Raw genomic sequence first — 26,984 nt, 5'->3', positions numbered from 1 at the left:
ACCCGGCTTTTTTTATACGGTAAAGCCCAGCATCATCCCCGTATCTTCATGCTCCAGCAGATGGCAGTGCGCCATGTAGGCAAACTCCTTCGGCGCATCGTGGTCAAACTTCACCAGCACCTCGCTGACGCCGCCTTCCACCTTCACCGTATCCTTCCAGCCCGCGCGATGTGCGTCCGGGGCTTTGCCGTTCTCAGAGAGAATGCGGAACTGCGTGCCGTGGATATGGAACGGGTGCAGCATCATGTCCTCTTCACCTGAAATCACCCAGCGCTCAAGCTGCCCTTTTGTCGCAGCAAACATCGGCATGTTCATATCGAACGCTTTGCCGTTGATCATGTTGGCGTTGTGGAAATCAAAGCCATGGTCGCCGTGATTCATGTTCCCCATGCCGCCCATGTTGCCGTGGCCCATGTTCATGTGACCCCTCATCTGCCCGTGATGCATCCCCGCCATCGCCTTATCGCCATATTTCGCCATCAGCGCCTGCATGCCCATCATATCGAGCATCGGGTTCATGGAGAGCTGCAGTTTCCGTTGCGTAAGCCCATCAAGCGACGGAAGTGCCGGCAGCGTGGTTAACGTATCAGGCAGCGTGCCGGAAGCGGTCACCCGTAACGGCTGGATACGCAGCACCGGATGCGGCTTGTCAAACGGCGCGACCGCCATCCCCATCTGGCTAACCGGCAGGGTCACAAGATCGAACGGCTTGCCGTCGCTGATATCCACCAGCACCTCAAAGCGCTCCCCCATCAGCATCGGCAGTTCGTTGACCTTCACCGGCTCAGGCAGCAGCCCGCCGTCGCTGGCGACCACGTACAGCGGACGCTTATCGCTGGTGGCGAAGTTGAGGGAACGCGCGTTACAGCCGTTAAGCAGACGCAGGCGCAGCCAGCCTTTCGGCGCGGCGTGCTGAGGATAAATGGCGCCGTTGGTCAGCAGCGTGTCGCCAAACCAGCCGACCGCCGCGCTCATCACATCCAGCTGGTAGTCGATTTGCCCGTCAGCGGTGAATTTCTTGTCCTGCACAATCACCGGCACATCGTCGATGCCCCACTGCTTCGGCAGGCGCAGCAGGCGGCTTTCGTCGTCTTCAATCAGCACCAGCCCCGCCAGCCCCATGGCTACCTGATGGCCCGTTTTGCCATGCTGATGCGGATGGAACCAGCAGGTCGCGGCGCGCTGGTTGGGCGTAAAGGTGACGCTGCGCGTGCCGCCCGCTTTGATGATGCCCTGCGGCCCGCCGTCTACCTCGCCCGGCACTTCCAGTCCGTGCCAGTGCACCGTCGTCTCTTCAGCAAGCATATTGTGGATATCCACCGTCACCGCTTTACCTTTGCGCAGCTGTAGCGCAGGACCGAGAAGATTGCCGTTATAGCCCCAGGTTGTCGCGTTGTGCGCACCGAACAGCGTGTTACCGGACTGAACGACAAGCTGGATACGGCTGCGGGCGTCAGCGGTCAGCAAATCAGGGATGGGTAAGGCAGGCCTGTCAGCCGCGAAAACCGCACGGCTCCAGAGGGGTAAGGCGCTGGCAGCCCCCAGCGCCACGGAATATTTTAAAAAATCACGACGTTGCATGTTCATTTCCTTATTTCCAGCAGGCGATCTTTTGAGCATAAACCCTCCCCTTACCGGAAGGTCAAGTAAAGCGGCAATAATAAAGATCGTCGCACTGGCATCAAGTATGCTAACGTTAATTTTCCGTGAAGAAGTGGTAGAAGCAATGAAGACGTTTTTCAGGACAATTTTGTTCGGTAGCCTGATGGCAATGTGTGCGAACAGCTATGCGCTCAGTGAAAATGAAGCGGAAGATATGGCCGATTTAACGGCGGTTTTTGTATTCCTGAAAAATGATTGTGGCTACCAGAATTTACCCAACGGGCAAATTCGCCGCGCGCTGGTCTTTTTTGCCCAGCAGAACCAGTGGGATCTCAGCAACTACGACAGCTTTGACATGAAGACGCTCGGCGAAGACAGCTACCGTGACCTAAGCGGTATTGGCATTCCCACGGCTAAAAAATGCAAAGCGCTGGCTCGCGATTCGCTCAGCCTGCTCGCCTACGTCAAATAACCTTCCCGACGCCTCCTGTTAAACCTATAGCCGTGCAACCACGGTTATAGTTAGCTATCATGTTTCGCTCATTTTTGTGAGCGTAACGGATGTTAACAAAGGAGGAGTCCGCGTATGGCCGACCACACGTTGTGGCATGAAACACTGCATGACCAGTTTGGTCAGTACTTTGCCGTTGATAACGTGCTCTATCATGAAAAAACCGATCACCAGGATCTCATCATCTTCGAGAATGCTGCCTTTGGCCGCGTCATGGCCCTGGACGGCGTCGTGCAAACGACCGAGCGAGATGAGTTTATCTATCATGAGATGATGACCCACGTCCCGCTGCTGGCCCACGGTCACGCGAAGCATGTCCTGATTATCGGCGGTGGCGACGGCGCAATGCTGCGTGAAGTTTCCCGCCATCGCTCGATTGAAACCATCACCATGGTGGAAATCGATGCGAGCGTCGTCTCGTTCTGCCGCCAGTACCTGCCCAACCACAATGCCGGTAGCTATGACGATCCGCGTTTTAATCTGGTGATTGATGACGGGGTTAACTTTGTTAACCAGACAACCCAGACCTTTGACGTCATTATCTCCGACTGCACCGATCCTATCGGCCCTGGCGCGTCGCTGTTTACCTCCTCGTTCTACGAAGGCTGCAAGCGTTGCCTGAACCCGGGCGGGATCTTCGTCGCCCAAAACGGCGTCTGCTTCCTGCAACAGGATGAAGCGCTGGATAGCCATCGCAAGCTCAGCACCTATTTCGAGGATGTCAGCTTCTATCAGGCGGCCATTCCGACGTACTACGGCGGGATCATGACCTTTGCCTGGGCGACGGATAACGACGTATTACGTCATCTTTCCACCGAAATTATTCAGGCCCGCTTCCATCAGGCAGGTCTACAGTGCCGATACTACAATCCGGCTATTCATACCGCAGCGTTTGCTCTGCCGCAGTACCTGCAAGACGCATTATCCACTAAGGGGGTGAGCTAATTGAAAAAGCTTAAACTGCATGGCTTTAACAATCTGACCAAAAGCCTGAGTTTTTGTATTTACGATATCTGCTATGCCAAAACAGCGGAAGAACGCGATGGTTACATCGCCTATATCGACGAACTCTACAACGCCAACCGTCTGACCGAGATCCTGTCAGAAACCTGTTCCATTATCGGCGCCAACATCCTGAATATTGCCCGACAGGATTATGAACCCCAGGGCGCCAGCGTGACCATACTGGTCAGCGAAGAGCCGGTCGATCCGAAGCTTATCGACAAAACGGAACATCCGGGCCCGCTGCCGGAAGTGGTGGTTGCTCACCTGGATAAAAGCCATATCTGCGTCCATACCTACCCGGAGAGTCACCCGGAAGGCGGGCTGTGTACGTTCCGCGCCGATATTGAAGTGTCGACCTGCGGCGTGATTTCCCCGCTGAACGCACTGAACTATCTCATCCACCAGCTGGAATCGGATATCGTCACGATTGATTACCGCGTGCGCGGTTTTACCCGTGACGTCAACGGCATGAAGCACTTCATCGACCACGAGATCAACTCTATTCAGAACTTTATGTCCGAGGACATGAAGTCGCTGTACGACATGATGGACGTGAACGTGTATCAGGAAAACATCTTCCATACCAAGATGTTACTTAAGGAGTTCGACCTTAAGCACTATATGTTCCACACGAAGCCGGAAGATTTGAGCGAAGAAGAGCGTAAGGCGATTACTGACCTGCTCTGGAAAGAGATGCGCGAGATCTACTACGGCCGCAACATTCCGGCCGTGTAAGTGTTGCCCGGAGCAGGGATGCTTCGGGAAATTACCGCTGTTTCATGAACTCGCGGTAGGCATTCACCACCTGAAGGAAGTCTTCTACGCCGCACAGCGACAGGCTTTCTTCGTCATAGTAGCTCATCCCCTCTTCCATCTCGTCGCCTGAAAACTCGAGCTGGTTGGCACGCACCATGACCTCTTCACCGTCCATCCACAGCGTGTATTCGTGCCCGGCGCGTTGCCAGGAGCGCTCACTGCCTTTCACCGTTTTTGCCGCCTGTTCAACCTCATCAAGAAGGGCGAGATTTTCTTTCACCTCTTCGTTAAACCAGTGTCCAACGGCTTCGTGGCCCATCGACATACGCACTTTCACCACTCCGGTGATGTCGCGCAGAAATTCGTAATCCATAGTGTTTTCCTCTGCAAAGCCATTAAGGTAATTATCGCAGCAGCGAGGAAGAAAAAAAGCGTGGGAGGTGGGAGGAATGAAAATAAAAAACCCACCGTAGTTGCGATGGGTTTTGTAGGCCCGGTTAGCGTAGCGCCACCGGGCAATGGGTCAGGTGCGGTCTGGTGCCTTCACCCCCAGCCCCTCTCCCACGGGAGAGGGTAGCATTTATACTGCCGTCTGGAAGATAACCCCGTCGGCCTTCTCGGTGTACTGAGAGAGCTGGTCGAAGTTCAGATAGCGATAGGTATCCACCGCTGTCTTATCCACCTGAGCCACAAAGGTCTGGTACTCTTCCGGCGTTGGCAGTTTGCCAATCAGCGCCGCAACCGCCGCCAGCTCCGCAGAGGCCAGGAAGACGTTCGCACCGGTACCTAAACGGTTCGGGAAGTTACGGGTCGAGGTGGAGACCACCGTCGCGCCGTCGGCGACGCGCGCCTGGTTACCCATACACAGGGAACAGCCAGGAATTTCGATACGCGCACCGCTCTTACCAAACACGCTGTAGTAGCCCTCTTCGGTCAGCTGAGCCGCGTCCATACGGGTTGGCGGCGCCACCCACAGACGGGTTGGCAGCTGGCCTTTGTGGGTATCCAGCAGCTTACCGGCCGCGCGGAAGTGACCGATGTTGGTCATGCACGAACCAATGAACACTTCGTCGATCTTCTCGCCCTGGACCTCAGACAGCGGACGCGCGTCGTCCGGATCGTTCGGTGCACACAGGATTGGCTCTTTGATATCCGCCAGATCGATGTCGATCACCGCCGCGTACTCTGCGTCAGCATCGGCTTCCAGCAGCTGCGGATCGGCCAGCCATTTTTCCATGCCCTGGATACGACGCTCCAGCGTACGACGGTCGCCGTAGCCTTCTGCAATCATCCACTTCAGCAGCACGATGTTAGAGTTCAGGTACTCAACGATCGGCTCTTTGTTCAGCTTGATGGTACAGCCCGCAGCCGAACGCTCGGCGGAGGCATCGGTCAGCTCGAACGCCTGCTCTACTTTCAGATCCGGCAGACCTTCGATTTCCAGAATGCGGCCAGAGAAGATGTTTTTCTTCCCTTTCTTTTCAACGGTCAGCAGACCCTGTTTAATCGCATACAGCGGGATCGCGTGAACCAGGTCGCGCAGGGTAATACCCGGCTGCATTTTACCTTTGAAGCGCACCAGCACCGATTCCGGCATATCCAGCGGCATCACGCCGGTCGCGGCAGCAAACGCCACCAGACCGGAGCCCGCCGGGAAGGAGATACCGATTGGGAAACGGGTATGGGAGTCACCGCCGGTACCCACGGTATCCGGCAGCAGCATGCGGTTCAGCCAGGAGTGGATGACGCCGTCGCCCGGACGCAGGGAGACACCGCCACGGTTCATAATGAAGTCAGGCAGCGTGTGGTGCGTGGTCACGTCAACCGGCTTCGGATACGCCGCGGTGTGGCAGAAGGACTGCATCACCAGATCGGAAGAGAAGCCCAGGCACGCCAGGTCTTTCAGTTCGTCACGGGTCATTGGGCCAGTGGTGTCCTGAGAACCGACGGAGGTCATCTTCGGCTCGCAGTAGGCGCCAGGACGAACACCGGCGACGCCGCAGGCGCGACCCACCATTTTCTGTGCCAGCGAGAAGCCGCGGTTGCTTTCCGCCACGTCTTTCGCGTGACGGAATACATCACTGTGCGGCAGACCCAGCGCTTCACGCGCTTTGGTGGTCAGGCCGCGGCCGATGATCAGCGGAATACGGCCACCGGCGCGCACTTCGTCAATCAGCACGTCGGTTTTCAGCTCGAAGCTCGCCAGCAGCTCGTTGGTTTCGTGGTTACGCACTTCGCCTTTATACGGGTAGACGTCAATCACGTCGCCCATGTTCAGGTTAGAAACATCCACTTCAATTGGTAGTGCGCCCGCATCTTCCATGGTGTTAAAGAAGATTGGCGCAATCTTACCGCCCAGGCACAGGCCGCCGCCGCGCTTGTTCGGCACATGCGGAATATCGTCACCCATAAACCAGAGGACGGAGTTGGTGGCGGACTTACGGGAAGAACCGGTACCCACAACGTCACCCACGTAAGCCAGCGGGAAACCTTTCTTCTGCAGGGCTTCGATCTGTTTGATCGGGCCGACAACGCCCGGCTGATCCGGCTCAATGCCTTCACGGGCGTTTTTCAGCATCGCCAGGGCGTGCAGCGGGATATCCGGGCGAGACCACGCGTCCGGTGCCGGAGAGAGGTCATCGGTGTTGGTTTCACCGGTCACTTTGAAGACGGTAACGGTGATTTTTTCAGCCAGCGCTGGACGATTCAGGAACCATTCGGCATCGGCCCAGGACTGCATCACCTGCTTCGCATAGACGTTGCCTGCTTTGGCTTTTTCTTCCACATCGTAGAAGTTATCGAACATCAGCAGCGTAGACGAGAGCGCTTTAGCGGCAATCGGTGCCAGCTTGTCGTTATCCAGCGCGTCAATCAGCGGATGAATGTTGTAACCACCCTGCATGGTGCCGAGCAGTTCGATGGCTTTTTCAGGAGTAACCAGTGGGGAGGTGGCTTCGCCTTTGGCGATAGCAGCAAGGAATCCGGCTTTTACGTAGGCAGCTTCATCTACGCCAGGCGGTACGCGGTTGATCAGCAGATCTAACAGGAATTCTTCTTCGCCCTTAGGCGGGTTCTTCAGCAGCTCGACGAGCGCGGCCATTTGGGTTGCATCTAACGGTTTGGGTACAATTCCCTCGGCGGCACGTTCTGCTACGTGCTTACGGTATTCTTCTAGCACGACGGTTCTCCTCGCTCTCATTGTCATATGCGGCGGGCGTTCTCTTCACGCTCCTGTGAGACAGCAGTTTGTAGGGTAAATGCCCGATACCGCGTCGGGCAGCATAGCAGGATTTCTGCACAGTGTTAATCCGTTTACAAAAAAGCAACATTAAAAAGTTTGCTGAATCGTTAAGCATGGTGTAGCGGGGATTTAGGGCATCATTTTGCGGTTCTTCTGCACCGTGACGCTTCAGTTTTTTCTTCATCAGATATAATTGTGTAATAAATACTCACACTCTTTATCCGGACGTACCGGACGCTTCCCAATAAAAGTCAAAACAGTAAAAGACGGGTGAATAATACTCACGCCAACCGTAACGCCTCACGGCACAGCGCTGGTCTCGTTGGAGTCATTTTATGAAGTTGCCCTTTAAGCCACATCTGCTCATCCTTCTGTGCAGTGCCGGGCTGCTTGCCGCCTCAGGCGTCTTGTTTGTCAAAAGTCGTGCAACGGAACCCGTTGCGCCAGCCCCCGTCGCTCAACAACCGGCGGCACCTGCCGTAGCCCAGCCCGCCCCTGTGGTCGCGCCGACCTACACTGCCGCGCAAATCGATCAGTGGGTTGCCCCCATTGCGCTCTACCCTGACGCCCTGCTTTCGCAAATTCTGATGGCCTCGACTTACCCGGCCAATGTGATTCAGGCGGCTCAGTGGTCAAAAGACAACCCTAAAATGGAAGGGGACGCCGCCATTCAGGCCGTTGCCAGCCAGCCCTGGGATCCGAGCGTAAAATCGCTGGTCGCGTTTCCTCAGCTCATGTCGCTGATGGGTGAAAACCCGCCGTGGGTACAAAATCTGGGCGATGCGTTTCTCGCGCAGCCGAAAGACGTGATGGATTCCGTTCAACGCCTGCGCGCGCTGGCACAGAAGACCGGTGCTTTACAATCTACGCCTCAGCAGACGGTCACCACCGTGACAAAGCCAGCACCAGCGAAAACCCGCGCCACCGAGGCAACGACAACAACCGCGTCTTCGCCCGCCCCAACGGTGATCAAAATTGAATCTGCCGATCCGCAGGTCGTTTATGTTCCCACCTATAACCCCAATACGGTTTACGGGACCTGGCCCAACACCGCCTATCCTCCCACCTATCTCCCGCCTACGCCCGGAGAGCAGTTTGGCAACAGCTTCGTCAACGGCTTAGGCTTCAGCCTGGGCGTTGCCACAACCTATGCCATTTTCAGCAATATCGACTGGGATGACGACGATGACTGGGACCACCACCATGACGGTGACTGGGATAATCACGGCGGCTATAACCGCAACGGTGATAACAACATCAATATCAACGTTGAGAACTTCAATAAAATCAGCGGACAGCGTCTGACGGACGCCAACCGTACCTGGCAGCATAACCCGGCCTACCGGGAAGGTGTGCCCTATCCGACTAACCAGCTCAACACCCGTTTCCACTCCACCAGCACAGTCACCGGGCTAAGCTCAACGCAGCAAAAACCGGTTAACCGGGATAGCCAGCGTCAGGCGGCCCTGAGCCAGATGGAGAAATCCACGGGGAAAACCTTCCCGCAAACGGCACGTCCCGGCACGAAAGATGTGCAGCGTCAGGCCTCGAGTGAACAGCTGAAGCAAATTTCGCAGCGCAACAACTACCGTGGCTACGACACCAAACCGCAGACGGCGAAGCGGACCACCACGCAGCAGCGAGAAAATCGTCAGGCTGTAACCCAAAGACAGGAGAAACGCGTTTCACAGCCCGCGCAGCAACGCGCTCTGCAGCAGCGAAACGGTCAGCCCCGGGCCAATGCGCTGAGCGGCAACGACAGCCGTTCCGCGAACTGGCAGGCGCAGCAGCAGCGCGGTGCGCAAAGCAGGCAGCTTGCGGCTCGCCAGCAGCAGCCCCGTCAGGTGTCTGGTGGACGCGCTGAACGCCGTGAATTTAGACATCGCTAAGGGAACCGACATGAAAAGTAAACTACTCAGTGGAATGGTGTTGTTCATGCTTTCGGCCTCGGCGATAGCGCAGCAGTCCTTTAGCACGCCCGACCAGGCGACCGATGCGCTGGCCAGCGCCATTAGTGAGCATAATGAGCGCGCGATGAGCAATCTGCTTGGAGAGAACTGGCGCGATTTTCTCCCTCCCGAAGGCGTTGATCCGGATGCCGTCGATCGTTTCCTGCGCGACTGGAAAGTTCGTCATAACACCGTTGTCGAAGGAGATACGGCGCATCTTGTTGTTGGAGACAACGACTGGCAGCTTCCCATCCCGGTGATCAAAACCGCCGCCGGCTGGCAATTCGATATCAAAGAAGGGGCTGAAGAGATCCTGACCCGTGAAATCGGGCGTAACGAACTTGCCGCCATTGAAGCCCTGCATGCCTATGTTGATGCGCAGCAAAGCTACTTTGCGATGAACCAGAAATACGCGCAGAAGATTGTCAGCTCGGAAGGGAAGAAAGACGGTTTGTACTGGCCCGTCTCACCCGGCGAAACGCCCAGTCCGCTCGGACCGGCATTTAGCCCGAAAGAGCCGGGTGCCGGCTATCACGGCTATCGCTTCCGGATCCTGCCGGATAATAACGGTTTCGCGATGGTGGCGTGGCCGGTCAGCTACGGTCAAACGGGCGTGATGAGCTTTGTGATAAATCAGGACGACAAGGTGTATCAGTCCGATCTCGGCAAGGATTCTGAGCAGAAAGCCCGGGCGTTAACCGCCTATAACCCGGATAAAACCTGGCAACCCGTGGCTCCCTGAACGCAGCGCATAAAAAAAGCGGCCTCAGGCCGCTTTTTTTCATCTGAAGAAACTTATTTCTTCTTCGCTTTCGCGTTTGGCAGGTCGGTGATGCTGCCTTCAAACACTTCTGCCGCCAGGCCCACGGACTCGTGCAGAGTTGGGTGAGCGTGGATGGTCAGCGCGATGTCTTCCGCGTCGCAGCCCATTTCGATAGCCAGACCGATTTCACCCAGCAGCTCGCCGCCGTTGGTACCGACAATCGCACCACCGATTACGCGGTGAGTCTCTTTGTCGAAGATCAGTTTGGTCATACCGTCTGCGCAGTCGGACGCGATAGCACGGCCAGAAGCAGCCCACGGGAAGGTGGCGGTTTCGTAGCTGATGCCTTTCTCTTTCGCTTCTTTCTCAGTCAGACCCACCCATGCCACTTCTGGCTCGGTGTACGCGATAGATGGGATCACTTTCGGATCGAAGTAGTGCTTCATGCCGGCGATAACTTCAGCGGCAACGTGACCTTCGTGAACACCTTTGTGCGCCAGCATTGGCTGACCGACGATATCGCCGATAGCAAAGATGTGCGGCACGTTGGTGCGCAGCTGTTTGTCAACGCGGATAAAGCCACGGTCGTCCACTTCCACGCCAGCTTTGCCCGCGTCGAGGTTCTTACCGTTCGGCACACGGCCGATCGCCACCAGCACGGCGTCGTAACGCTGTGGTTCGGATGGGGCTTTTTTGCCTTCCATGGAAACGTAAATACCGTCTTCTTTCGCTTCAACGGCAGTCACTTTGGTTTCCAGCATCAGGTTGAATTTCTTGCTGATGCGCTTGGTGAAGACTTTAACGATGTCTTTGTCAGCAGCCGGGATAACCTGGTCGAACATTTCAACCACGTCGATCTCTGAACCCAGCGCGTGGTACACGGTACCCATTTCCAGACCGATGATACCGCCGCCCATCACCAGCAGACGCTTAGGAACGGTTTTCAGCTCCAGCGCATCGGTGGAATCCCACACGCGTGGATCTTCATGTGGAATGAATGGCAGTTCGATTGGGCGTGAGCCTGCCGCGATGATCGCGTTGTCGAAGTTGATCACGGTTTTGCCGTTTTCGCCTTCCACTTCCAGGGTGTTCGCACCGGTGAATTTACCCAGACCGTTTACCACTTTCACTTTACGGCCTTTGGCCATGCCCGCCAGACCGCCGGTCAGCTGAGTGATAACTTTCTCTTTCCAGGTACGAATTTTGTCGATGTCGGTTTTCGGCTCGCCGAAGACGATACCGTGTTCAGCCAGCGCTTTGGCTTCTTCGATAACTTTCGCTACGTGCAGCAGCGCTTTAGAAGGGATACAGCCGACGTTCAGACAAACACCGCCGAGGGTGCTGTAACGTTCTACGATGACGGTTTCCAGACCTAAATCCGCTGCGCGAAATGCTGCGGAGTAACCTGCCGGGCCTGCCCCAAGTACTACGACCTGAGTTTTGATTTCTGTGCTCATCATGACCTCTTAGTTTATACCCGTCGTCCACCGGGTCGTTCTATCCGCCCGCAGTTTACAAAATTGTTAACAATTTTGAAACAACAAACGGCTCACGAATTGTCGCTTTCGCCAATAACCTCACAAACGCCATGAGATTATCAGAAAAAAGCCGGCCGACTGGCCGGCTTTTCGATTACATCACCAGGCGGCGAATGTCGCTCAGCATGTTGTTGATGATGGTGATGAAACGCGCACCATCAGCACCGTCGATCACGCGGTGGTCGAAGGACAGAGAGATTGGCATCATCAGACGCGGCACGAACTCTTTGCCATTCCACACCGGCTCCATCGCGGACTTGGACACACCGAGGATAGCCACTTCCGGCGCGTTCACAATCGGCGCGAAGTGGGTGGTACCCAGGCCGCCGATGCTGGAAATGGTGAAGCAGCCGCCCTGCATTTCGCCGGCAGTCAGCTTACCATCACGCGCTTTCTTGGAGATGGTGGTCAGTTCACGGGACAGCTCAGTGATGCTCTTCTTGTTCACGTCTTTGAAGACCGGAACAACCAGACCATTTGGCGTATCAACCGCAACACCGATGTTGATGTATTTCTTCAGCGTCAGCTTCTGGCCATCTTCGGACAGGGAGCTGTTGAAGCGTGGCATCTGCTCCAGGGCAGCGGCAACGGCTTTCATGATGAAGACCACTGGGGTGAATTTCACGTCCAGTTTACGCTTCTCAGCTTCGGCGTTCTGCTGTTTACGGAACGCTTCCAGATCGGTGATATCGGTTTTGTCGAAGTGCGTAACGTGCGGGATCATGACCCAGTTACGGCTCAGGTTCGCACCAGAGATTTTCTGGATGCGGCCCAGTTCCACTTCTTCAATTTCACCGAACTTGCTGAAGTCCACTTTCGGCCATGGCAGCATGCCCGGGATACCGCCGCCTGCGGCTGCAGCTGGTGCAGCTTCAGCGCGTTTCACCGCGTCTTTCACATAAGCCTGAACGTCTTCGCGCAGGATACGACCTTTACGGCCAGTCCCTTTCACTTTCGCCAGGTTCACGCCGAATTCGCGCGCCAGGCGACGAATCAGCGGCGTCGCGTGGACGTAAGCGTCGTTTTCAGCGAACTCTGATTTTTCTGCTTTTGCAGCAGGGGCAGCGGCTGGTTTAGCAGCCTGAGCCGGTGCAGCAGCCGGTGCTGGAGCAGCCGCGGCAGCCGGAGCTGCGGCAGGCGCAGCGCCTTCCACTTCGAAGACCATGATCAGAGAGCCGGTAGACACTTTGTCGCCGGTGCTGATTTTGATCTCTTTAACGGTACCCGCGAACGGCGCAGGCACTTCCATGGAAGCCTTGTCGCCTTCAACGGTGATCAGTGACTGTTCAGCGGCAACTTTGTCGCCCACTTTTACCATCACTTCGGTGACTTCAACTTCGTCACCGCCGATGTCCGGTACGTTAACGTCTTTCGCGCCGCCAGCAGCGGCTGGTGCAGCGGCCGGAGCCGGAGCAGCGGCCTGTGCAGGCGCGGCAGCAGGTGCAGCACCTGCCACTTCGAAGATCATGATCAGAGAGCCGGTAGACACTTTGTCGCCGGTGTTAATCTTGATCTCTTTAACGGTACCTGCGAACGGCGCTGGCACTTCCATAGAGGCTTTATCGCCTTCTACGGTGATCAGTGACTGCTCGGCCGCAACGGTATCGCCCACTTTCACCAGGATCTCAGTGACTTCAACTTCGTCACCGCCGATGTCAGGCACGTTCACGTCTTTCGCGCTCGCGGCAGCGGCTGGAGCAGCGGCGGCCGGAGCGGCTTTCTTCTCTTCCTGCGCAGGTGCAGCAGCTGCTGCACCGTCGGCGGAATCGAAAATCATGATCAGTTTGCCAGTCTCGGTTTTATCGCCAACAGAGACTTTGATCTCTTTAACGATGCCAGCCTGAGGAGACGGGACTTCCATAGAGGCTTTGTCGCCTTCTACGGTGATCAGCGACTGTTCAGCTTCAACTTTGTCGCCTACTTTGACCAGGATCTCGGTGATTTCAACTTCATCAGCCCCGATGTCCGGTACATTGATTTCGATAGCCATTATTCTTTTACCTCTTACGCCAGACGCGGGTTAACTTTTTCTGCATCGATGTTGAATTTGGTAATTGCGTCTGCAACCACTTTCTTATCGATTTCGCCACGTTTAGCCAGTTCGCCCAGTGCTGCTACAACCACGTAAGAAGCATCAACTTCGAAGTGGTGACGCAGGTTTTCGCGGCTGTCAGAACGACCGAAGCCGTCAGTACCCAGAACGCGATAATCATCAGCTGGAACGTAAGTACGAACCTGCTCAGCGAACAGTTTCATATAGTCAGTAGACGCCACCGCTGGCGCGTCGTTCATCACCTGAGCGATGTACGGTACGCGTGGGGTTTCCAGTGGGTGCAGCATGTTCCAGCGCTCACAATCCTGGCCATCACGCGCCAGTTCAGTGAAGGAGGTCACAGAGTACACGTCGGAACCGACACCGTAGTCTTTCGCCAGGATCTGCGCTGCTTCACGAACGTGACGCAGGATAGAACCGGAGCCCAGCAGCTGAACTTTACCTTTGCTACCTTCGATGGTTTCGAGTTTGTAGATACCTTTACGGATACCTTCCTCGGCACCTGCTGGCATTGCCGGCATGTGGTAGTTTTCGTTCAGGGTGGTGATGTAGTAGTAAATGTTCTCCTGCGCTTCACCGTACATGCGCTGCAGACCGTCATGCATGATGACTGCCACTTCATACGCGTAAGACGGGTCGTAAGAGATACAGTTAGGGATAGTCAGAGACTGAATGTGGCTGTGACCATCTTCGTGCTGCAGACCTTCACCGTTCAGGGTCGTACGACCGGAAGTACCACCGATCAGGAAGCCGCGAGCCTGCTGGTCGCCTGCCTGCCAGCACAGGTCACCGATACGCTGGAACCCGAACATGGAGTAGTAAATGTAGAACGGGATCATCGGCAGGTTGTTGGTGCTGTAAGAGGTCGCAGCAGCCAGCCAGGATGCGCCTGCGCCCAGCTCGTTGATACCTTCCTGCAGGATCTGACCTTTCTCGTCTTCTTTGTAGTATGCAACCTGCTCACGGTCCTGCGGGGTGTACTGCTGGCCGTTCGGGCTGTAGATACCGATCTGACGGAACAGACCTTCCATACCGAAAGTACGCGCTTCGTCGGCGATGATTGGCACCAGGCGATCTTTGATCGACTTGTTCTTCAGCATCACGTTCAGGGCACGAACGAAAGCGATAGTGGTAGAGATCTCTTTGTTCTGCTCTTCCAGCAGCTGAGAGAAGTCTTCCAGCGCTGGCAGTTCCAGCTTCTCGGTGAAGTTAGGCTGACGAGCTGGCAGGTAGCCTTTCAGCGCCTGACGACGTTCGTGCAGGTACTTGTGCTCTTCGGAGCCTTCCGGGAAGGTGATGTAAGACAGGTTTTCGACCTGCTCATCGGTCACTGGAACGTTGAAACGGTCGCGGATATAGCGCACGCCGTCCATGTTCATTTTCTTAACCTGGTGAGCGATGTTTTTACCTTCTGCGGTATCACCCATGCCGTAACCTTTGATGGTGTGGGCCAGGATTACAGTCGCTTTACCTTTGGTTTCACGCGCTTTTTTCAGTGCAGCGTAAATTTTCTTCGGATCGTGACCACCGCGGTTCAGGGCCCAGATCTGCTCATCAGTCCAGTCTGCAACCAGGGCTGCGGTTTCTGGATATTTGCCGAAGAAGTGCTCACGCACGTAGGCACCGTCTTTGGATTTGAAGGTCTGGTAGTCACCGTCAACGGTTTCGTTCATCAGCTGGATCAGTTTACCGCTGGTGTCTTTACGCAGCAGTTCGTCCCAACGGGAACCCCACATGACTTTGATCACGTTCCAGCCAGCACCTGCGAAGATGCCTTCCAGTTCGTTGATGATCTTGCCGTTACCGGTTACCGGACCATCCAGACGCTGCAGGTTACAGTTGATGATGAAGCACAGGTTGTCCAGCTTCTCACGGGTCGCGATGGTGATCGCGCCTTTAGATTCTGGCTCATCCATTTCGCCGTCGCCCAGGAAGGCGTATACGGTCTGCTCAGAGGTGTCTTTCAGACCACGGTGTTCCAGATACTTCAGGAATTTCGCCTGGTAGATCGCACCGATTGGGCCCAGACCCATGGATACGGTTGGGAACTGCCAGAATTCAGGCATCAGTTTAGGGTGCGGGTAAGAAGACAGACCTTTACCGTGAACTTCCTGACGGAAGTTGTTCATCTGCTCTTCAGTCAGACGACCTTCCAGGAATGCACGTGCATAGATGCCCGGAGAGATGTGGCCCTGGAAGTACACCAGATCGCCGCCGTCTTTCTCGTTCGCTGCACGGAAGAAGTGGTTGAAGCACACTTCGTAAACGGTCGCAGAAGACTGGAAGGACGCCATGTGGCCACCCAGTTCCAGGTCTTTCTTGGATGCGCGCAGAACGGTCATGATGGCGTTCCAGCGGATTGCAGAACGGATACGACGTTCCAGATCCAGATTGCCCGGGTATTCCGGTTCGTCTTCAACGGCAATCGTGTTTACGTAGTTGCTAGCCCCTGCACCTGAAGCAACCTTCACGCCGCCTTTGCGGGCTTCAGAAAGCAGCTGATCAATCAGATACTGAGCGCGCTCAACACCTTCTTCACGGATGACCGATTCGATCGCCTGTAGCCAGTCGCGAGTTTCGATCGGATCCACGTCATTTTGGAGACGTTCTGACATGGGGGTATTCCTTATCTATCTAATACGTTGATTTGTCTGGAACCTGTCCCATTGTGCTCTTGGGCAAGAACACAATAAGACAGGTTCTGCGTTTAGTTGCCGCGCTCTAAAAGTACCTGGCGCTTAATCCTTTCGTTGCTGTATGCGGCGTAATGAACGTTCGCGACGCGATTGTTCACGGCTGCGGTCCAGCAAGATTTCCTCAATGAAAGCCAGATGGCGGTGCGACGCTTCGCGCGCCTGCTCCGGTTCCCCGGCCATTATCGCCTCGAATACTCGGGTGCGATGGTTGCTTACCAGTGGGAGCATGTCCCGACGGGCATACAACAATTCAAAATTTTGACGAACGTTCTGGGCCAGCATCGGCTCCATGCAGCGTAGCAGATGGAGGAGCACCACGTTGTGGGCCGCTTCGGTGACGGCAATTTGATACTGGACGACGGCGCTGGACTCGGCGTCTAAATCGCCGGACTGCTGTGCCCGTTCAATGGCCTGATGCAGCTCGCGGATACGCACGCGATCTTCATCAGTGCTGCGAAGGGCGGCGTAATAGGCCGCAATACCTTCCAGCGCGTGACGGGTCTCAAGCAGGTCAAACTGGGATTCTGGGTGGTCAGAGAGAAGTTCTACCAGCGGATCGCTGAAGCTCTGCCACAGGCTGTTTTGCACAAAGGTTCCGCCGCCCTGGCGACGAAGCAGCAAGCCCTTTGCTTCGAGACGTTGAATCGCCTCACGCAGAGAGGGACGTGAAACGTCGAACTGTTTTGCCAGTTCGCGTTCTGGCGGAAGTTTCTCACCCGGGCGCAGAGTCCCTTCGAGGATTAAAAACTCCAGCTGCTGCTCAATCACATCAGATAGTTTTGGTTGGCGAATTTTGCTGTAGGCCATATTCCCTGTCTTACGCCTTTTTGCCCGGAGTCAATTGGTCTTACCAATTTCTATTTCGTATCGCTAAAGTAACAAAGTATTCACCTTCTGTCCATATTGGTTTTGATTGAAATCAGTAAACCCTGCACATTTTAACAACCTTACAGAAATAACGTTTCAGAAATGTAACTTTGCACAAATGAGTTGATTACTCCTAAAGAGGGAGTTTTAACCATAATGAAACGAGGGTTTTTGCAATCTGAAGCGATTCAACAAGGCAAATAATGAAAATTCGCCCACTTAAGGCGCATTTCTATTCTATAGGTTGGGTGAGGAACAACGAGCGGGCCGATTTACAAATGCTTTCTTTTTATTCAAGTCGTCATCACCCCTTCATAAAGCAGGTGCATTCGCAGGCACTTACCACTATTCTGGCGCTTACGGAAGTCATCTCCGCTTTTTTCGGTCTCGTTTACCGTAAAGAAATAAATACAGAATATGGATTTTCATAATTACACACGCTCAGCGTGAACATAACAACCACACACGAGGTTTCAAATGGAAGCTCAACAGCACGGCGATCAGCTAAAGCGCGGGCTTAAAAACCGCCATATTCAGCTCATCGCACTGGGCGGTGCGATTGGTACCGGCCTGTTTCTGGGCAGCGCATCCGTTATCCAGTCTGCCGGTCCGGGCATTATTTTGGGTTACGCGATTGCGGGTTTCATTGCTTTTCTGATCATGCGCCAGCTGGGCGAAATGGTCGTGGAAGAGCCGGTCGCAGGCTCCTTCAGCCACTTTGCCTATAAGTACTGGGGCAGCTTTGCCGGTTTCGCCTCGGGCTGGAACTACTGGGTGCTGTACGTTCTGGTTGCCATGGCCGAACTGACCGCCGTCGGGAAATACATTCAGTTCTGGTATCCCGAAATCCCAACCTGGGCTTCTGCTGCAGCCTTCTTCGTCATTATCAACGCCATTAACCTGACCAACGTTAAAGTGTTCGGGGAGATGGAGTTCTGGTTTGCCATCATCAAGGTCATTGCCGTGGTGGCGATGATTATCTTCGGCGGCTGGCTGCTGTTCAGCGGCAACGGCGGCCCGCAGGCCACGGTGCGCAACCTCTGGGAACAGGGTGGCTTCCTGCCTCACGGCATGACCGGCCTGGTGATGATGATGGCGATCATTATGTTCTCCTTCGGCGGCCTGGAACTGGTGGGCATCACCGCTGCTGAAGCCGACAACCCGGAGCAGAGCATCCCGAAAGCCACAAATCAGGTTATCTACCGCATCCTGATCTTCTATGTGGGCTCACTGGCGGTGCTGCTCTCCCTGCTGCCGTGGACGCGCGTGACTGCTGACACCAGCCCGTTTGTGCTGATCTTCCACGAGCTGGGCGACACCTTTGTCGCCAACGCGCTGAACATCGTGGTGCTGACCGCAGCGCTCTCCGTTTACAACAGCTGCGTATACTGCAACAGCCGCATGCTGTTCGGCCTCGCCCAGCAGGGTAACGCGCCGAAGATGCTGCTTAACGTTGATAAACGTGGCGTGCCGGTGAATACCATCATTGTTTCCGCCATCGTGACAGCCCTGTGCGTGCTCATTAACTACATGGCACCGGAATCGGCGTTTGGCCTGCTGATGGCGCTGGTGGTCTCTGCGCTGGTCATCAACTGGGCGATGATCAGCCTGGCGCACATGAAGTTCCGCCGCGCGAAGCAGCAGCAGGGCGTCACCACGCGCTTCCCTGCCCTGCTCTATCCGCTGGGTAACTGGATCTGCCTGCTGTTCATGGCGGCCGTGCTGGTGATCATGCTGATCACCCCAGGTATGGCGATTTCCGTCTACCTGATCCCGGTATGGATTGCAGTACTCGGCGTTGGCTATCTCTTCAGTCAGAAAAGCCGTAATGCCATGAAGGCGCACTAAGCCTCCCACCGCGGTGCCTGCTTTTGCGGGTGCCGCGCGTTGTTACCTCCCTCACACTTTCACGCCCACAGCGCATTTATCCATATCACCGCCCTGATACTGCAACGCATATATCCCTTCGCCAGCAAATAATTCTCTCCATACCGTAACCCGGAGAGCAGTCTATGGATAACGCAAAGCTGTCAGTAAAAGAAAAGATCGGCTATGGGATGGGCGACGCCGGATGTAACATCATCTTCGGCGCCATCATGCTGTTTGTTAACTATTTTTATACGGATATTTTTGGTCTGGCCCCTGCGCTGGTCGGCGTGCTGCTGCTGTCCGTCCGCGTGATTGACGCCGTAACGGACCCGATCATGGGCGCGATTGCCGACCGCACCCGCAGCAAATATGGCCGCTTTCGTCCATGGCTGCTGTGGATTGCGTTCCCCTACGCGCTGTTCAGCATCCTGATGTTTACCACCCCGGAGTGGAGCTATAACAGCAAAGTTATCTATGCCTTTGTCACCTACTTCCTGCTGTCGCTCACCTACACCGCCATCAACATCCCCTACTGCTCGCTGGGCGGGGTAATCACTAACGATCCAAAAGAACGTGTGGCCTGCCAGTCGTACCGCTTCGTGCTGGTCGGCATCGCCACGCTGCTGCTATCCCTGACGCTGCTGCCGATGGCAGACTGGTTTGGCGGGGACAACAAAGCCAAAGGCTACCAGATGGCCATGACCGTGCTGGCGCTGATTGGCACCTGTATGTTCCTGTTCTGCTTCGCCACCGTGCGCGAGCGCGTGCGCCCGGCGGTGCAGACCAACGACGAGCTGAAAAACGATCTGAAAGACGTGTGGAAGAACGACCAGTGGGTGCGCATTCTGCTCCTGACGCTCTGCAACGTCTGCCCGGGCTTTATCCGCATGGCGGCCACCATGTATTACGTCACCTGGGTGATGGGCCAGAGCACCCACTTCGCCACGCTGTTTATCAGCCTGGGCGTTGTCGGCATGATGCTCGGCAGCGTGCTGGCAAAAGTGCTGACCGACCGCTGGTGCAAGCTGAAGGTCTTCTTCTGGACCAACATCGTGCTGGCGATTTTCTCCTGCGCCTTTTATTTCTTCGACCCGAAAGCCACCGTCACCATCGTGGTGCTCTACGTCCTGCTTAACATCCTGCACCAGATCCCGTCTCCGCTGCACTGGTCGCTGATGGCCGACGTGGATGACTACGGCGAGTGGAAAACCGGGAAGCGCATCACCGGCATCAGCTTCTCGGGCAACATCTTCTTCCTCAAGCTGGGTCTGGCGATTGCCGGGGCGATGGTCGGTTTTCTGCTCTCCTGGTACGGCTACGACGCGGGGGCGAAAGCGCAAAGCGCAGACGCCATCAACGGGATTGTGCTGCTGTTTACCGTTATCCCGGGGGTGGGTTATTTGATTACCGCGGGCGTGGTGCGCCTGCTGAAGGTGGATCGTGAAACCATGAAGCAGATCCAGGCCGATCTGGAAAAGCGCCGTACCAACTACCGCGAGCTGAATGACTATCAGGAACTGAAAGCCGCTGAGACTAAATAAGGAAAGCCGAATGCAAACCTGGCCAAACCCGTTTATTGAACAACGCGCCGACCCGTATATCCTGCGCCACGATGGGCAATATTACTTTATCGCCTCCGTGCCGCAGTACGACAGGCTGGCGATCCGCCGTGCAGACTCGCTGGAAGGCTTACGTCATGCCGCAGAGGTGGTGGTCTGGCGTAAACCCGACGCCGGCCCAATGAGCCAGCTGATATGGGCGCCGGAACTGCACCACATTGACGGAAAGTGGTACATCTATTTTGCCGCGACGCACACCCAGGCGCTCGACGCGCTCGGGATGTTCCAGCACCGCATGTTTGCCATTGAATGTACCGACAGCGATCCGCTCACCGGCAGGTGGGTAGAAAAAGGCCAGATCAAAACCCCGTTCGACACCTTCGCCCTGGACGCCACCACCTTTGTGCATCAGGGAAAACGCTGGTATCTGTGGGCGCAAAAAGCGCCGGATATCACCGGGAACTCCAACCTTTATCTGTGTGAAATGGCGAACCCGTGGACGCTAAAAGGCGAGCCGGTGATGCTCAGCAAGCCGGAGTATGACTGGGAGTGTCGCGGGTTTTGGGTCAACGAAGGCCCGGCGGTGTTGGTTCACGGCGATAAGCTGTTTATCAGCTACTCCGCCAGCGCCACCGACGAGAACTACTGCATGGGGCTGCTGTGGATAGACCTGAACGCCGATCCGCAAAACCCTGCAAACTGGCATAAATCCCCGCGTCCCGTATTCGCCACCAGCTACGAAAATCGCCAGTACGGCCCGGGACACAACAGCTTTACGCAAACGCCGGAAGGGGAAGATATGCTGGTGTATCACGCGCGGAACTACACCGAAATTGAGGGCGATCCGCTCTACGATCCAAACCGCCATACTCGCCTGAAGCTCGTCCGCTGGAATGAAAACGGGATGCCTGATTTCGGCATCCCGCCTGCGGACACGCTTTAATCGTTACGGCGCGCTGGCTTACACCAGCGTGCCGTAGATCGTCAGCAGCGCCACGATAACCACGACCACAAACGACGTTTTCTTCGCCATGGAGACAGCGGCTTTCGGCGTTTCAATCTTGTCGGTATGCGGCTCGCGCGCCAGCGAGAACTGCGCCAGACGCGTTAACACCTGATACTGCGACGTATGGCGGTCGGCAAGCGAGGCGAACCACGCGGGCAGCGCTTTTTCACCGTGGCCAATTAACGCGTACACCACGCCCACCAGACGCACCGGAAGCCAGTCAACCACGTGCAGGATGGCATCAATGCCGGACAGCAAACGCTCGTGCGGCGTCAGATAGCGGGCAAGCCAGGTCTGCCAGGCGCGCAGGAACGCATACCCCATCAGCAAGACCGGTCCCCATGGACCGCCCACCACAAACCAGAACAGCGGCGCCAGGTAGTAACGGAAGTTAATCCACAGCAGCGCGTTCTGCAGTTCGCGCAGGAACTCGCGTTCGTCGCAGTCCGGCGGCACGCCGTGGATCATCGTCAGCTCGCTCGCCATGGCATTGCGCGCATGGGCATCGTCACGGGAGGCAGCTTTCAGGTACGCGTGATAGTGCAAACGCACCTTGCCCGCACCAATGCACAGCACGCCGAGCAGGATCCACACCACCAGCAGCGGCACGTTGAAAAAGAGTCCATACAGCGAGCGCAGCAGCAGGAACGTAATCACCATCACGCCCGCCATCATCAGCAGCGTGCGCAGCATGGAAAAGTGCTTGATACGGCGGAATAACACCTCCAGCCGGTGATCCAGATGCCAGTGCTCACCGAGCTTGAACAGGCGTTCAGCGATGATAACCAGCAGCATGGTAAACAACGTCATGGTATCTCCTTATTCTGACGACGCGGTGAGCATGGCGCGGAACCGCGGCCAGTCAAATGCCGGGCCGGGATCGGTTTTTCTCGCCGGAGCGATATCGCTGTGCCCGGTAATATTGTCGGCAATGGCCGGGTAAAGTCCGATAAGCGTGCGGGTCAGAGCCGCTAGCTGTTGATACTGTGAATCGGTGTAGGGCGTGGTATCCGTGCCTTCCAGTTCGATCCCGATAGAAAAATCGTTGCACCGTTCGCGCCCGTGATACATCGATACCCCGGCATGCCAGGCGCGCTTATCAAAGGGAACATACTGAACCACTTCACCATCGCGACGAATCAGGCAATGAGCCGACACGCGCAGATGCGCAATCTCAGCAAAGAAAGGATGGGCATCGGGATCTATCGTTCCCGTGAATAACGCATCGATCCACGGGCCGCCAAATTCCCCCGGCGGGAGACTAATATTATGAACCACCAGCAGTGTGGGCTTTTCATCCTCCGGGCGGCAGTCGTGGTGCGGCGAAGGCACATGCCGCGCATCCACCAGCCATCCGTTTTCTAACAACATGCTGGAACTCCTTATGTATGGTGCTGTTACTCGGTTCAGAGTAGCATGTTTCAATATTATGATTCGTTACCAATTTGGAGTTTTATCATGCCGCCTCGCCGCTACAACCCCGACCACCGACGTGAAGCGCTTCTGGAACGTATTAATATGGATATTCCGGCAAGCGTTGCCCATGCTTTGAAAGAAGATCTGGGCGGTGACGTCAATGCCGATAAAGATATTACCGCACAATTGTTGCCGAAAGAGACGCGCTCCCACGCGGTCATTATCACCCGCGAAGAAGGGGTTTTTTGCGGTAAGCGCTGGGTTGAAGAGGTCTTTACCCAGCTGGCGGGTGATGATGTGCAGGTCACATGGCACGTGGAGGACGGCGATAGCGTCACGCCAAATCAGCCGCTGTTCGAGCTGGACGGCCCTTCCCGCGTCTTGCTGACCGGCGAACGTACCGCGCTCAATTTTGTACAAACGCTCTCTGGCGTCGCCAGCGAAGTGCGTCGTTACGTTGACCTGCTGGCCGGCACCCGAACCCAGCTGCTGGATACCCGCAAAACGCTGCCGGGCCTGCGCACGGCGCTGAAGTACGCGGTGCTCTGCGGCGGCGGCGCAAACCATCGTCTGGGCCTGTCCGACGCTTTCCTGATTAAAGAGAACCACATTATTGCATCGGGTTCCGTACGTCAGGCGGTGGAGAAGGCCTTCTGGCTGCATCCGGATGTGCCGGTTGAAGTAGAAGTGGAAAACCTGGACGAGCTGGAGCAGGCGATTAAGGCCGGGGCCGATATCATCATGCTCGATAACTTCGAAACCGAGCAGATGCGTGAGGCGGTAAAACTGACCAATGGCCGGGCCCAACTCGAAGTCTCCGGAAACGTCACCTTCGAAACGATCCGTGAATTCGCCGAAACCGGCGTGGATTACATCTCCGTCGGCGCGCTGACCAAGCACGTTCGCGCCCTCGACCTCTCGATGCGTTTTAAATAGTGATTCCTCCCCTCTCCGCCTGGAGAGGGGAATTTCAGCCCCGCTCGCAAATCCGCTGTTCTTTCCTGCAACACCGCATTAATTCTCTGAACGCGCTTTCCCGTTCCCTTTTTTGCCCCTCGTTTCTGCCCTTTTGCGCTGACAGAGTAGCGCCACTTAACGTAAGGAGCAGATATGAACAGACAACACGGATTCACTCTTATTGAGCTGATGGTGGTCATCGGCATTATTGCGATTCTGAGCGCCATCGGCATACCTGCCTATCAGAACTACCTGCGCAAAGCGGCGCTGACCGATATGCTGCAAACCTTCGTTCCCTACCGCACCGCCATTGAACTTTGCGCGCTGGATCACGGTGGTGTGGAGAGCTGCGATGCCAACAGCAACGGCATCCCTTCCCCCACCACGACACGCTACGTTTCCGGAATGAGCGTAGCGAAAGGGATCGTGACCTTAACAGGACAGGAAAGTCTTAACGGGCTGGAAGTGGTCATGACGCCGCAGTGGAGCGATGGTAACGGTATGACGGGCTGGACGCGCGTCTGCAACATCAGTGCTGATAGCGCTCTGAAGCAGGCCTGCGAAGACGTTTTCCGCTTCAGCAATAACTGAGGAGCGGAGAATGAATACCGATCAACTCGTGGCGCTTTGTCTTCGCCATCACGCACTGCTGTTATCCAGCGACAGTGAGAGGATCAACATTGCCGTCGTGGGAAAGCCCGCGGCCGAACTCATGGAGGCGCTGCGTTTCGCGACCCAGAAACGGATTGATATTGAGTGCTGGAGCGCGGAGCGCATGGAAAAACACCGGCAGCTGACGTCTCAATCGCATCTGCCCGGCGTTTCGCAAACACACTCTACGGTAGATGTCCTTAACCACACGCTGCAGCAGGCAATCAACCAGCGCGCCTCTGATATTCATATCGAACCGATGGAGCACGCGTGCCAGATTCGTTTACGTATCGACGGCGTACTTTGTCCGCAGCCTCCGCTTGCCGCTGAACTGGCTAACCTGTTAAGCGCACGTTTAAAAGTGCTGGGTAACCTGGATATTGCAGAACGCCGACTGCCTCAGGACGGCCAGTTTACGATTGAACTGGCCAATGAGCCGGTCTCGTTTCGGATCGCGACGCTTCCCTGCAGCGGCGGCGAAAAAATTGTGCTGCGCCTCCTGCATCAGGTTCCGCAGGCCCTTGAGCCGAAAGCGCTTGGCATGAATGCTGAACAGTTGGCCTGTTTTAATGCGGCTCTCCACCAGCCGCAGGGGCTGATTCTGGTCACCGGCCCTACCGGCAGCGGTAAAACCGTGACGCTGTACAGCGCGCTGCAGTCGCGTAACACCCCTGACGTCAACATCTGCAGCGTGGAAGATCCTATTGAGATCCCCCTTGCCGGATTAAACCAGACGCAGATTAATCCCCGGGCGGGTTTAACCTTCCAGAACGTGCTGCGCGCACTGCTACGTCAGGATCCCGACATCATTATGGTCGGCGAAATCCGTGACGGAGAAACGGCCGGGATTGCCATTAATGCTGCCCAGACCGGGCATCTGGTGCTGTCGACCCTGCACACCAACTCGACGACGGAAACGCTCATTCGCCTGGAGCAGATGGGCGTCGCGCGCTGGATGATTTCTTCCGCGCTGACGATGGTGATTGCCCAGCGACTGGTCCGGCGTTTGTGCCCACATTGTCGCCGGGAAACCCGCGATCAGGCTCAACTACCTCGCTCAGTATGGCCCAGGCCGCTTCCACGCTGGCAGCCCACCGGCTGCGATCGCTGTTATCACGGCTTTTATGGGCGCGTGGCCATTTTTGAAGTACTCGCCATCGACAATGCCCTCCGGCAGGCCATTGCCAGCGGGGCGGGAACTGACGTCATAGAGGCGAGCGCCCGGCAGGCGGGGATGGTTTCTCTTTTTGAACACGGCTGCAGAGCCGTCGAACAAGGGCTAACCACGATTGAAGAGTTGCTGCGCGTCCTGGGAATGCCCAATGGCGGCTAATCAGCTCTGGCGCTGGCGTGCGCTCACCAAAGATGGAGAACCCCGAAGCGGGACACTCTGGGCCACAGACCGCAATGCGGTCTTCACCCGGCTGATGCGTAACGACCTCTATCCTCTGACGCTGACCCGATGCACGCAGCGACACCGCTGGCGTCCACACCACTGCGACGAGATGTTTCATCAGCTCGCCTCGCTGCTGCAGGCTGGGCTGACGCTGTCCCACAGCCTGCAAATGCTGGCAGAGCAACATCCGTCAAAACCGTGGCAGGCGCTGCTGCAAAGCATTGCCGATGAGCTCAGTGAAGGATGCCCGTTTTCTGAGTCGCTAAAAAAGTGGCCAGCCGTTTTTAGCCCGCTGCATGTCTCGATGGTGAAAACCGGAGAGCTGACGGGGAAGCTGGAGGTGTGCTGTCGTCAGCTCGCGCAGCAACAAAAAGCGCAGCAGCAGCTCAGTGCAAAAGTGAAAAAGGCGCTGCGCTACCCGGCGATCGTCCTGACGCTGGCTGTGCTCGTCGTGCTGGCGATGGTCACTCTGGTCCTGCCCGAGTTTGCCGCGATCTACAAAACGTTTAATACCCCGCTTCCCGTGCTGACACAGATGGTTATGGGGATGGCCGCCTTTATGCAGTCATATGCCCTTGCGTTGTTCGTCCTGCTATTAGCCCCCTTATCCGTCGCCTGGGCTCTGCGGCAGAATCCTCGCTGGCAGTGCATCCTGCTGCATACGCCCGTGATGGGCGCACTGGCAAAAGGTCAAAAGCTGGGACACATCTTTACCGTGCTGTCACTCACGCAACAGGCGGGTATCCCCTTTTTACAGGGCCTTGAGAGTGCCGAGGAGACCGTTGAAAGTCAGTACTGGCAGGGAATACTGCGCGGCGTGCGGGAGGACATTGAAAAAGGCCTTCCCGTCTGGTCATCCTTTCAAAGAGCGGCAATCTTTACCCCGCTCTGTGTTCAGCTTTTACGAACCGGTGAAATGTCAGGTGCGCTGGATATCATGCTGGCAAACCTTGCCCGCCATCATACGGAACAGACCTTTCAACGTGCAGAGAATCTGGCGGCGCTTCTGGAGCCAGTGCTTCTGATAGTGACGGGGGTCATTATCGGTACGCTGGTGGTGGCAATGTACCTGCCGATATTCCACCTGGGAGATGCGATGAGCGCGGGATAGTACAACAGGGCTGGCGCACGGGCATGCGCCAGCGATAG

Annotated in this window: 22 protein-coding genes; 13 read left to right on the top strand and 9 right to left on the bottom strand. The window is 56.0% G+C overall.

Going from position 1 to position 26,984, the window contains the following annotated elements; translation table 11 throughout:
* Nucleotides 1-12 precede the first annotated feature (12 nt).
* Complete coding sequence (gene cueO / locus BFV67_RS03675; protein ID WP_069597885.1) at nt 13-1,581, bottom strand: multicopper oxidase CueO; 1,569 nt, start codon at nt 1,579-1,581, stop codon at nt 13-15.
* Between the two features lie 145 nt (nt 1,582-1,726).
* On the opposite strand from cueO, the gene BFV67_RS03670 reads away from it, so the two are divergent.
* The 3 genes from BFV67_RS03670 to speD all read left to right on the top strand — a co-directional run bounded on the left by BFV67_RS03670 (nt 1,727) and on the right by speD (nt 3,853).
* A complete protein-coding gene (locus BFV67_RS03670; protein ID WP_069598938.1) occupies nt 1,727-2,074 on the top strand; it encodes a YacC family pilotin-like protein in 348 nt (115 codons plus the stop codon).
* Between the two features lie 114 nt (nt 2,075-2,188).
* Complete coding sequence (gene speE, locus BFV67_RS03665; RefSeq protein WP_069597884.1) at nt 2,189-3,058, top strand: polyamine aminopropyltransferase; 870 nt, start codon at nt 2,189-2,191, stop codon at nt 3,056-3,058.
* Nucleotides 3,059-3,853: an adenosylmethionine decarboxylase gene (gene speD, locus BFV67_RS03660; protein ID WP_008501953.1), complete on the top strand. Its 795-nt coding sequence runs from the start codon at nt 3,059-3,061 to the stop codon at nt 3,851-3,853.
* A 31-nt stretch (nt 3,854-3,884) separates the two neighbouring features.
* Here the strand turns inward: speD and yacL are convergent, their stop codons facing one another.
* Together yacL and acnB are read right to left on the bottom strand one after the other, a co-directional pair.
* Complete coding sequence (yacL, locus tag BFV67_RS03655; protein WP_039024350.1) at nt 3,885-4,247, bottom strand: protein YacL; 363 nt, start codon at nt 4,245-4,247, stop codon at nt 3,885-3,887.
* Between the two features lie 207 nt (nt 4,248-4,454).
* Entirely contained in the window at nt 4,455-7,052 is a 2,598-nt protein-coding gene (gene acnB, locus BFV67_RS03650; protein ID WP_069597883.1) for a bifunctional aconitate hydratase 2/2-methylisocitrate dehydratase, read from the bottom strand.
* Between the two features lie 398 nt (nt 7,053-7,450).
* On the opposite strand from acnB, the gene BFV67_RS03645 reads away from it, so the two are divergent.
* Both BFV67_RS03645 and BFV67_RS03640 read left to right on the top strand, forming a co-directional pair.
* Nucleotides 7,451-9,004: a DUF3300 domain-containing protein gene (locus tag BFV67_RS03645; protein WP_069597882.1), complete on the top strand. Its 1,554-nt coding sequence runs from the start codon at nt 7,451-7,453 to the stop codon at nt 9,002-9,004.
* Nucleotides 9,005-9,014: 10 nt separating this feature from the next.
* A complete protein-coding gene (locus BFV67_RS03640; RefSeq protein ID WP_069597881.1) occupies nt 9,015-9,806 on the top strand; it encodes a DUF2950 family protein in 792 nt (263 codons plus the stop codon).
* Nucleotides 9,807-9,859: 53 nt separating this feature from the next.
* Here the strand turns inward: BFV67_RS03640 and lpdA are convergent, their stop codons facing one another.
* The 4 genes from lpdA to pdhR all read right to left on the bottom strand — a co-directional run bounded on the left by lpdA (nt 9,860) and on the right by pdhR (nt 16,921).
* Nucleotides 9,860-11,284 (bottom strand): dihydrolipoyl dehydrogenase, encoded by a 1,425-nt coding sequence (gene lpdA, locus BFV67_RS03635; RefSeq protein WP_003856313.1) that lies wholly within the window; start codon nt 11,282-11,284, stop codon nt 9,860-9,862.
* Between the two features lie 175 nt (nt 11,285-11,459).
* On the bottom strand, nt 11,460-13,355 hold the full coding sequence (gene aceF, locus BFV67_RS03630; RefSeq protein ID WP_008501958.1) for a pyruvate dehydrogenase complex dihydrolipoyllysine-residue acetyltransferase: 1,896 nt from the start codon (nt 13,353-13,355) through the stop codon (nt 11,460-11,462).
* 14 nt (nt 13,356-13,369) lie between these two features.
* Complete coding sequence (gene aceE, locus BFV67_RS03625) at nt 13,370-16,033, bottom strand: pyruvate dehydrogenase (acetyl-transferring), homodimeric type (RefSeq protein WP_008501959.1); 2,664 nt, start codon at nt 16,031-16,033, stop codon at nt 13,370-13,372.
* Nucleotides 16,034-16,156: 123 nt separating this feature from the next.
* Nucleotides 16,157-16,921, bottom strand: coding sequence for a pyruvate dehydrogenase complex transcriptional repressor PdhR (gene pdhR, locus BFV67_RS03620; protein WP_008501960.1), 765 nt, complete (start codon nt 16,919-16,921; stop codon nt 16,157-16,159).
* A 263-nt stretch (nt 16,922-17,184) separates the two neighbouring features.
* On the opposite strand from pdhR, the gene BFV67_RS03615 reads away from it, so the two are divergent.
* From BFV67_RS03615 to BFV67_RS03600, 4 genes are all read left to right on the top strand, one after another.
* The gene (locus BFV67_RS03615) at nt 17,185-17,412 is read left to right on the top strand and encodes a hypothetical protein (protein WP_023293274.1); all 228 of its coding nucleotides are present in this window, start codon (nt 17,185-17,187) and stop codon (nt 17,410-17,412) included.
* A gap of 46 nt (nt 17,413-17,458) precedes the next feature.
* On the top strand, nt 17,459-18,829 hold the full coding sequence (gene aroP, locus BFV67_RS03610; RefSeq protein ID WP_008501961.1) for an aromatic amino acid transporter AroP: 1,371 nt from the start codon (nt 17,459-17,461) through the stop codon (nt 18,827-18,829).
* Between the two features lie 164 nt (nt 18,830-18,993).
* Nucleotides 18,994-20,391, top strand: coding sequence for a glycoside-pentoside-hexuronide (GPH):cation symporter (locus BFV67_RS03605; protein ID WP_069597880.1), 1,398 nt, complete (start codon nt 18,994-18,996; stop codon nt 20,389-20,391).
* Nucleotides 20,392-20,401: 10 nt separating this feature from the next.
* Nucleotides 20,402-21,352, top strand: coding sequence for a glycoside hydrolase family 43 protein (locus BFV67_RS03600; RefSeq protein ID WP_045335685.1), 951 nt, complete (start codon nt 20,402-20,404; stop codon nt 21,350-21,352).
* Nucleotides 21,353-21,370: 18 nt separating this feature from the next.
* Here the strand turns inward: BFV67_RS03600 and ampE are convergent, their stop codons facing one another.
* On the bottom strand, nt 21,371-22,225 hold the full coding sequence (gene ampE / locus BFV67_RS03595; protein WP_023326702.1) for a beta-lactamase regulator AmpE: 855 nt from the start codon (nt 22,223-22,225) through the stop codon (nt 21,371-21,373).
* Between the two features lie 9 nt (nt 22,226-22,234).
* Nucleotides 22,235-22,786 carry a 1,6-anhydro-N-acetylmuramyl-L-alanine amidase AmpD gene (gene ampD / locus BFV67_RS03590; protein WP_021240513.1) on the bottom strand — a complete coding sequence of 184 codons (552 nt, stop codon included), beginning with the start codon at nt 22,784-22,786 and terminating at the stop codon, nt 22,235-22,237.
* 87 nt (nt 22,787-22,873) lie between these two features.
* Between ampD and nadC the strand changes: the two genes are divergently transcribed.
* The 4 genes from nadC (at nt 22,874) to hofC (ending at nt 26,946) form a co-directional block, all read left to right on the top strand.
* A complete protein-coding gene (gene nadC / locus BFV67_RS03585; protein ID WP_021240514.1) occupies nt 22,874-23,767 on the top strand; it encodes a carboxylating nicotinate-nucleotide diphosphorylase in 894 nt (297 codons plus the stop codon).
* Between the two features lie 174 nt (nt 23,768-23,941).
* On the top strand, nt 23,942-24,379 hold the full coding sequence (gene ppdD / locus BFV67_RS03580) for a prepilin peptidase-dependent pilin (RefSeq protein ID WP_023293279.1): 438 nt from the start codon (nt 23,942-23,944) through the stop codon (nt 24,377-24,379).
* 10 nt (nt 24,380-24,389) lie between these two features.
* Entirely contained in the window at nt 24,390-25,772 is a 1,383-nt protein-coding gene (gspE, locus tag BFV67_RS03575; protein ID WP_069597879.1) for a type II secretion system protein GspE, read from the top strand.
* Complete coding sequence (hofC, locus tag BFV67_RS03570) at nt 25,762-26,946, top strand: protein transport protein HofC (RefSeq protein ID WP_069597878.1); 1,185 nt, start codon at nt 25,762-25,764, stop codon at nt 26,944-26,946. The genes gspE and hofC overlap by 11 nt, the downstream gene beginning before the upstream one ends.
* The last annotated feature ends 38 nt before the right edge of the window (nt 26,947-26,984 follow it).

It is taken from the genome of Enterobacter roggenkampii (assembly GCF_001729805.1).
Taxonomy (GTDB): Bacteria; Pseudomonadota; Gammaproteobacteria; order Enterobacterales; family Enterobacteriaceae; genus Enterobacter; species Enterobacter roggenkampii.
Note: the sequence above shows the minus strand (reverse complement) of the source record. Positions and strands in the feature narration are given on the sequence as shown.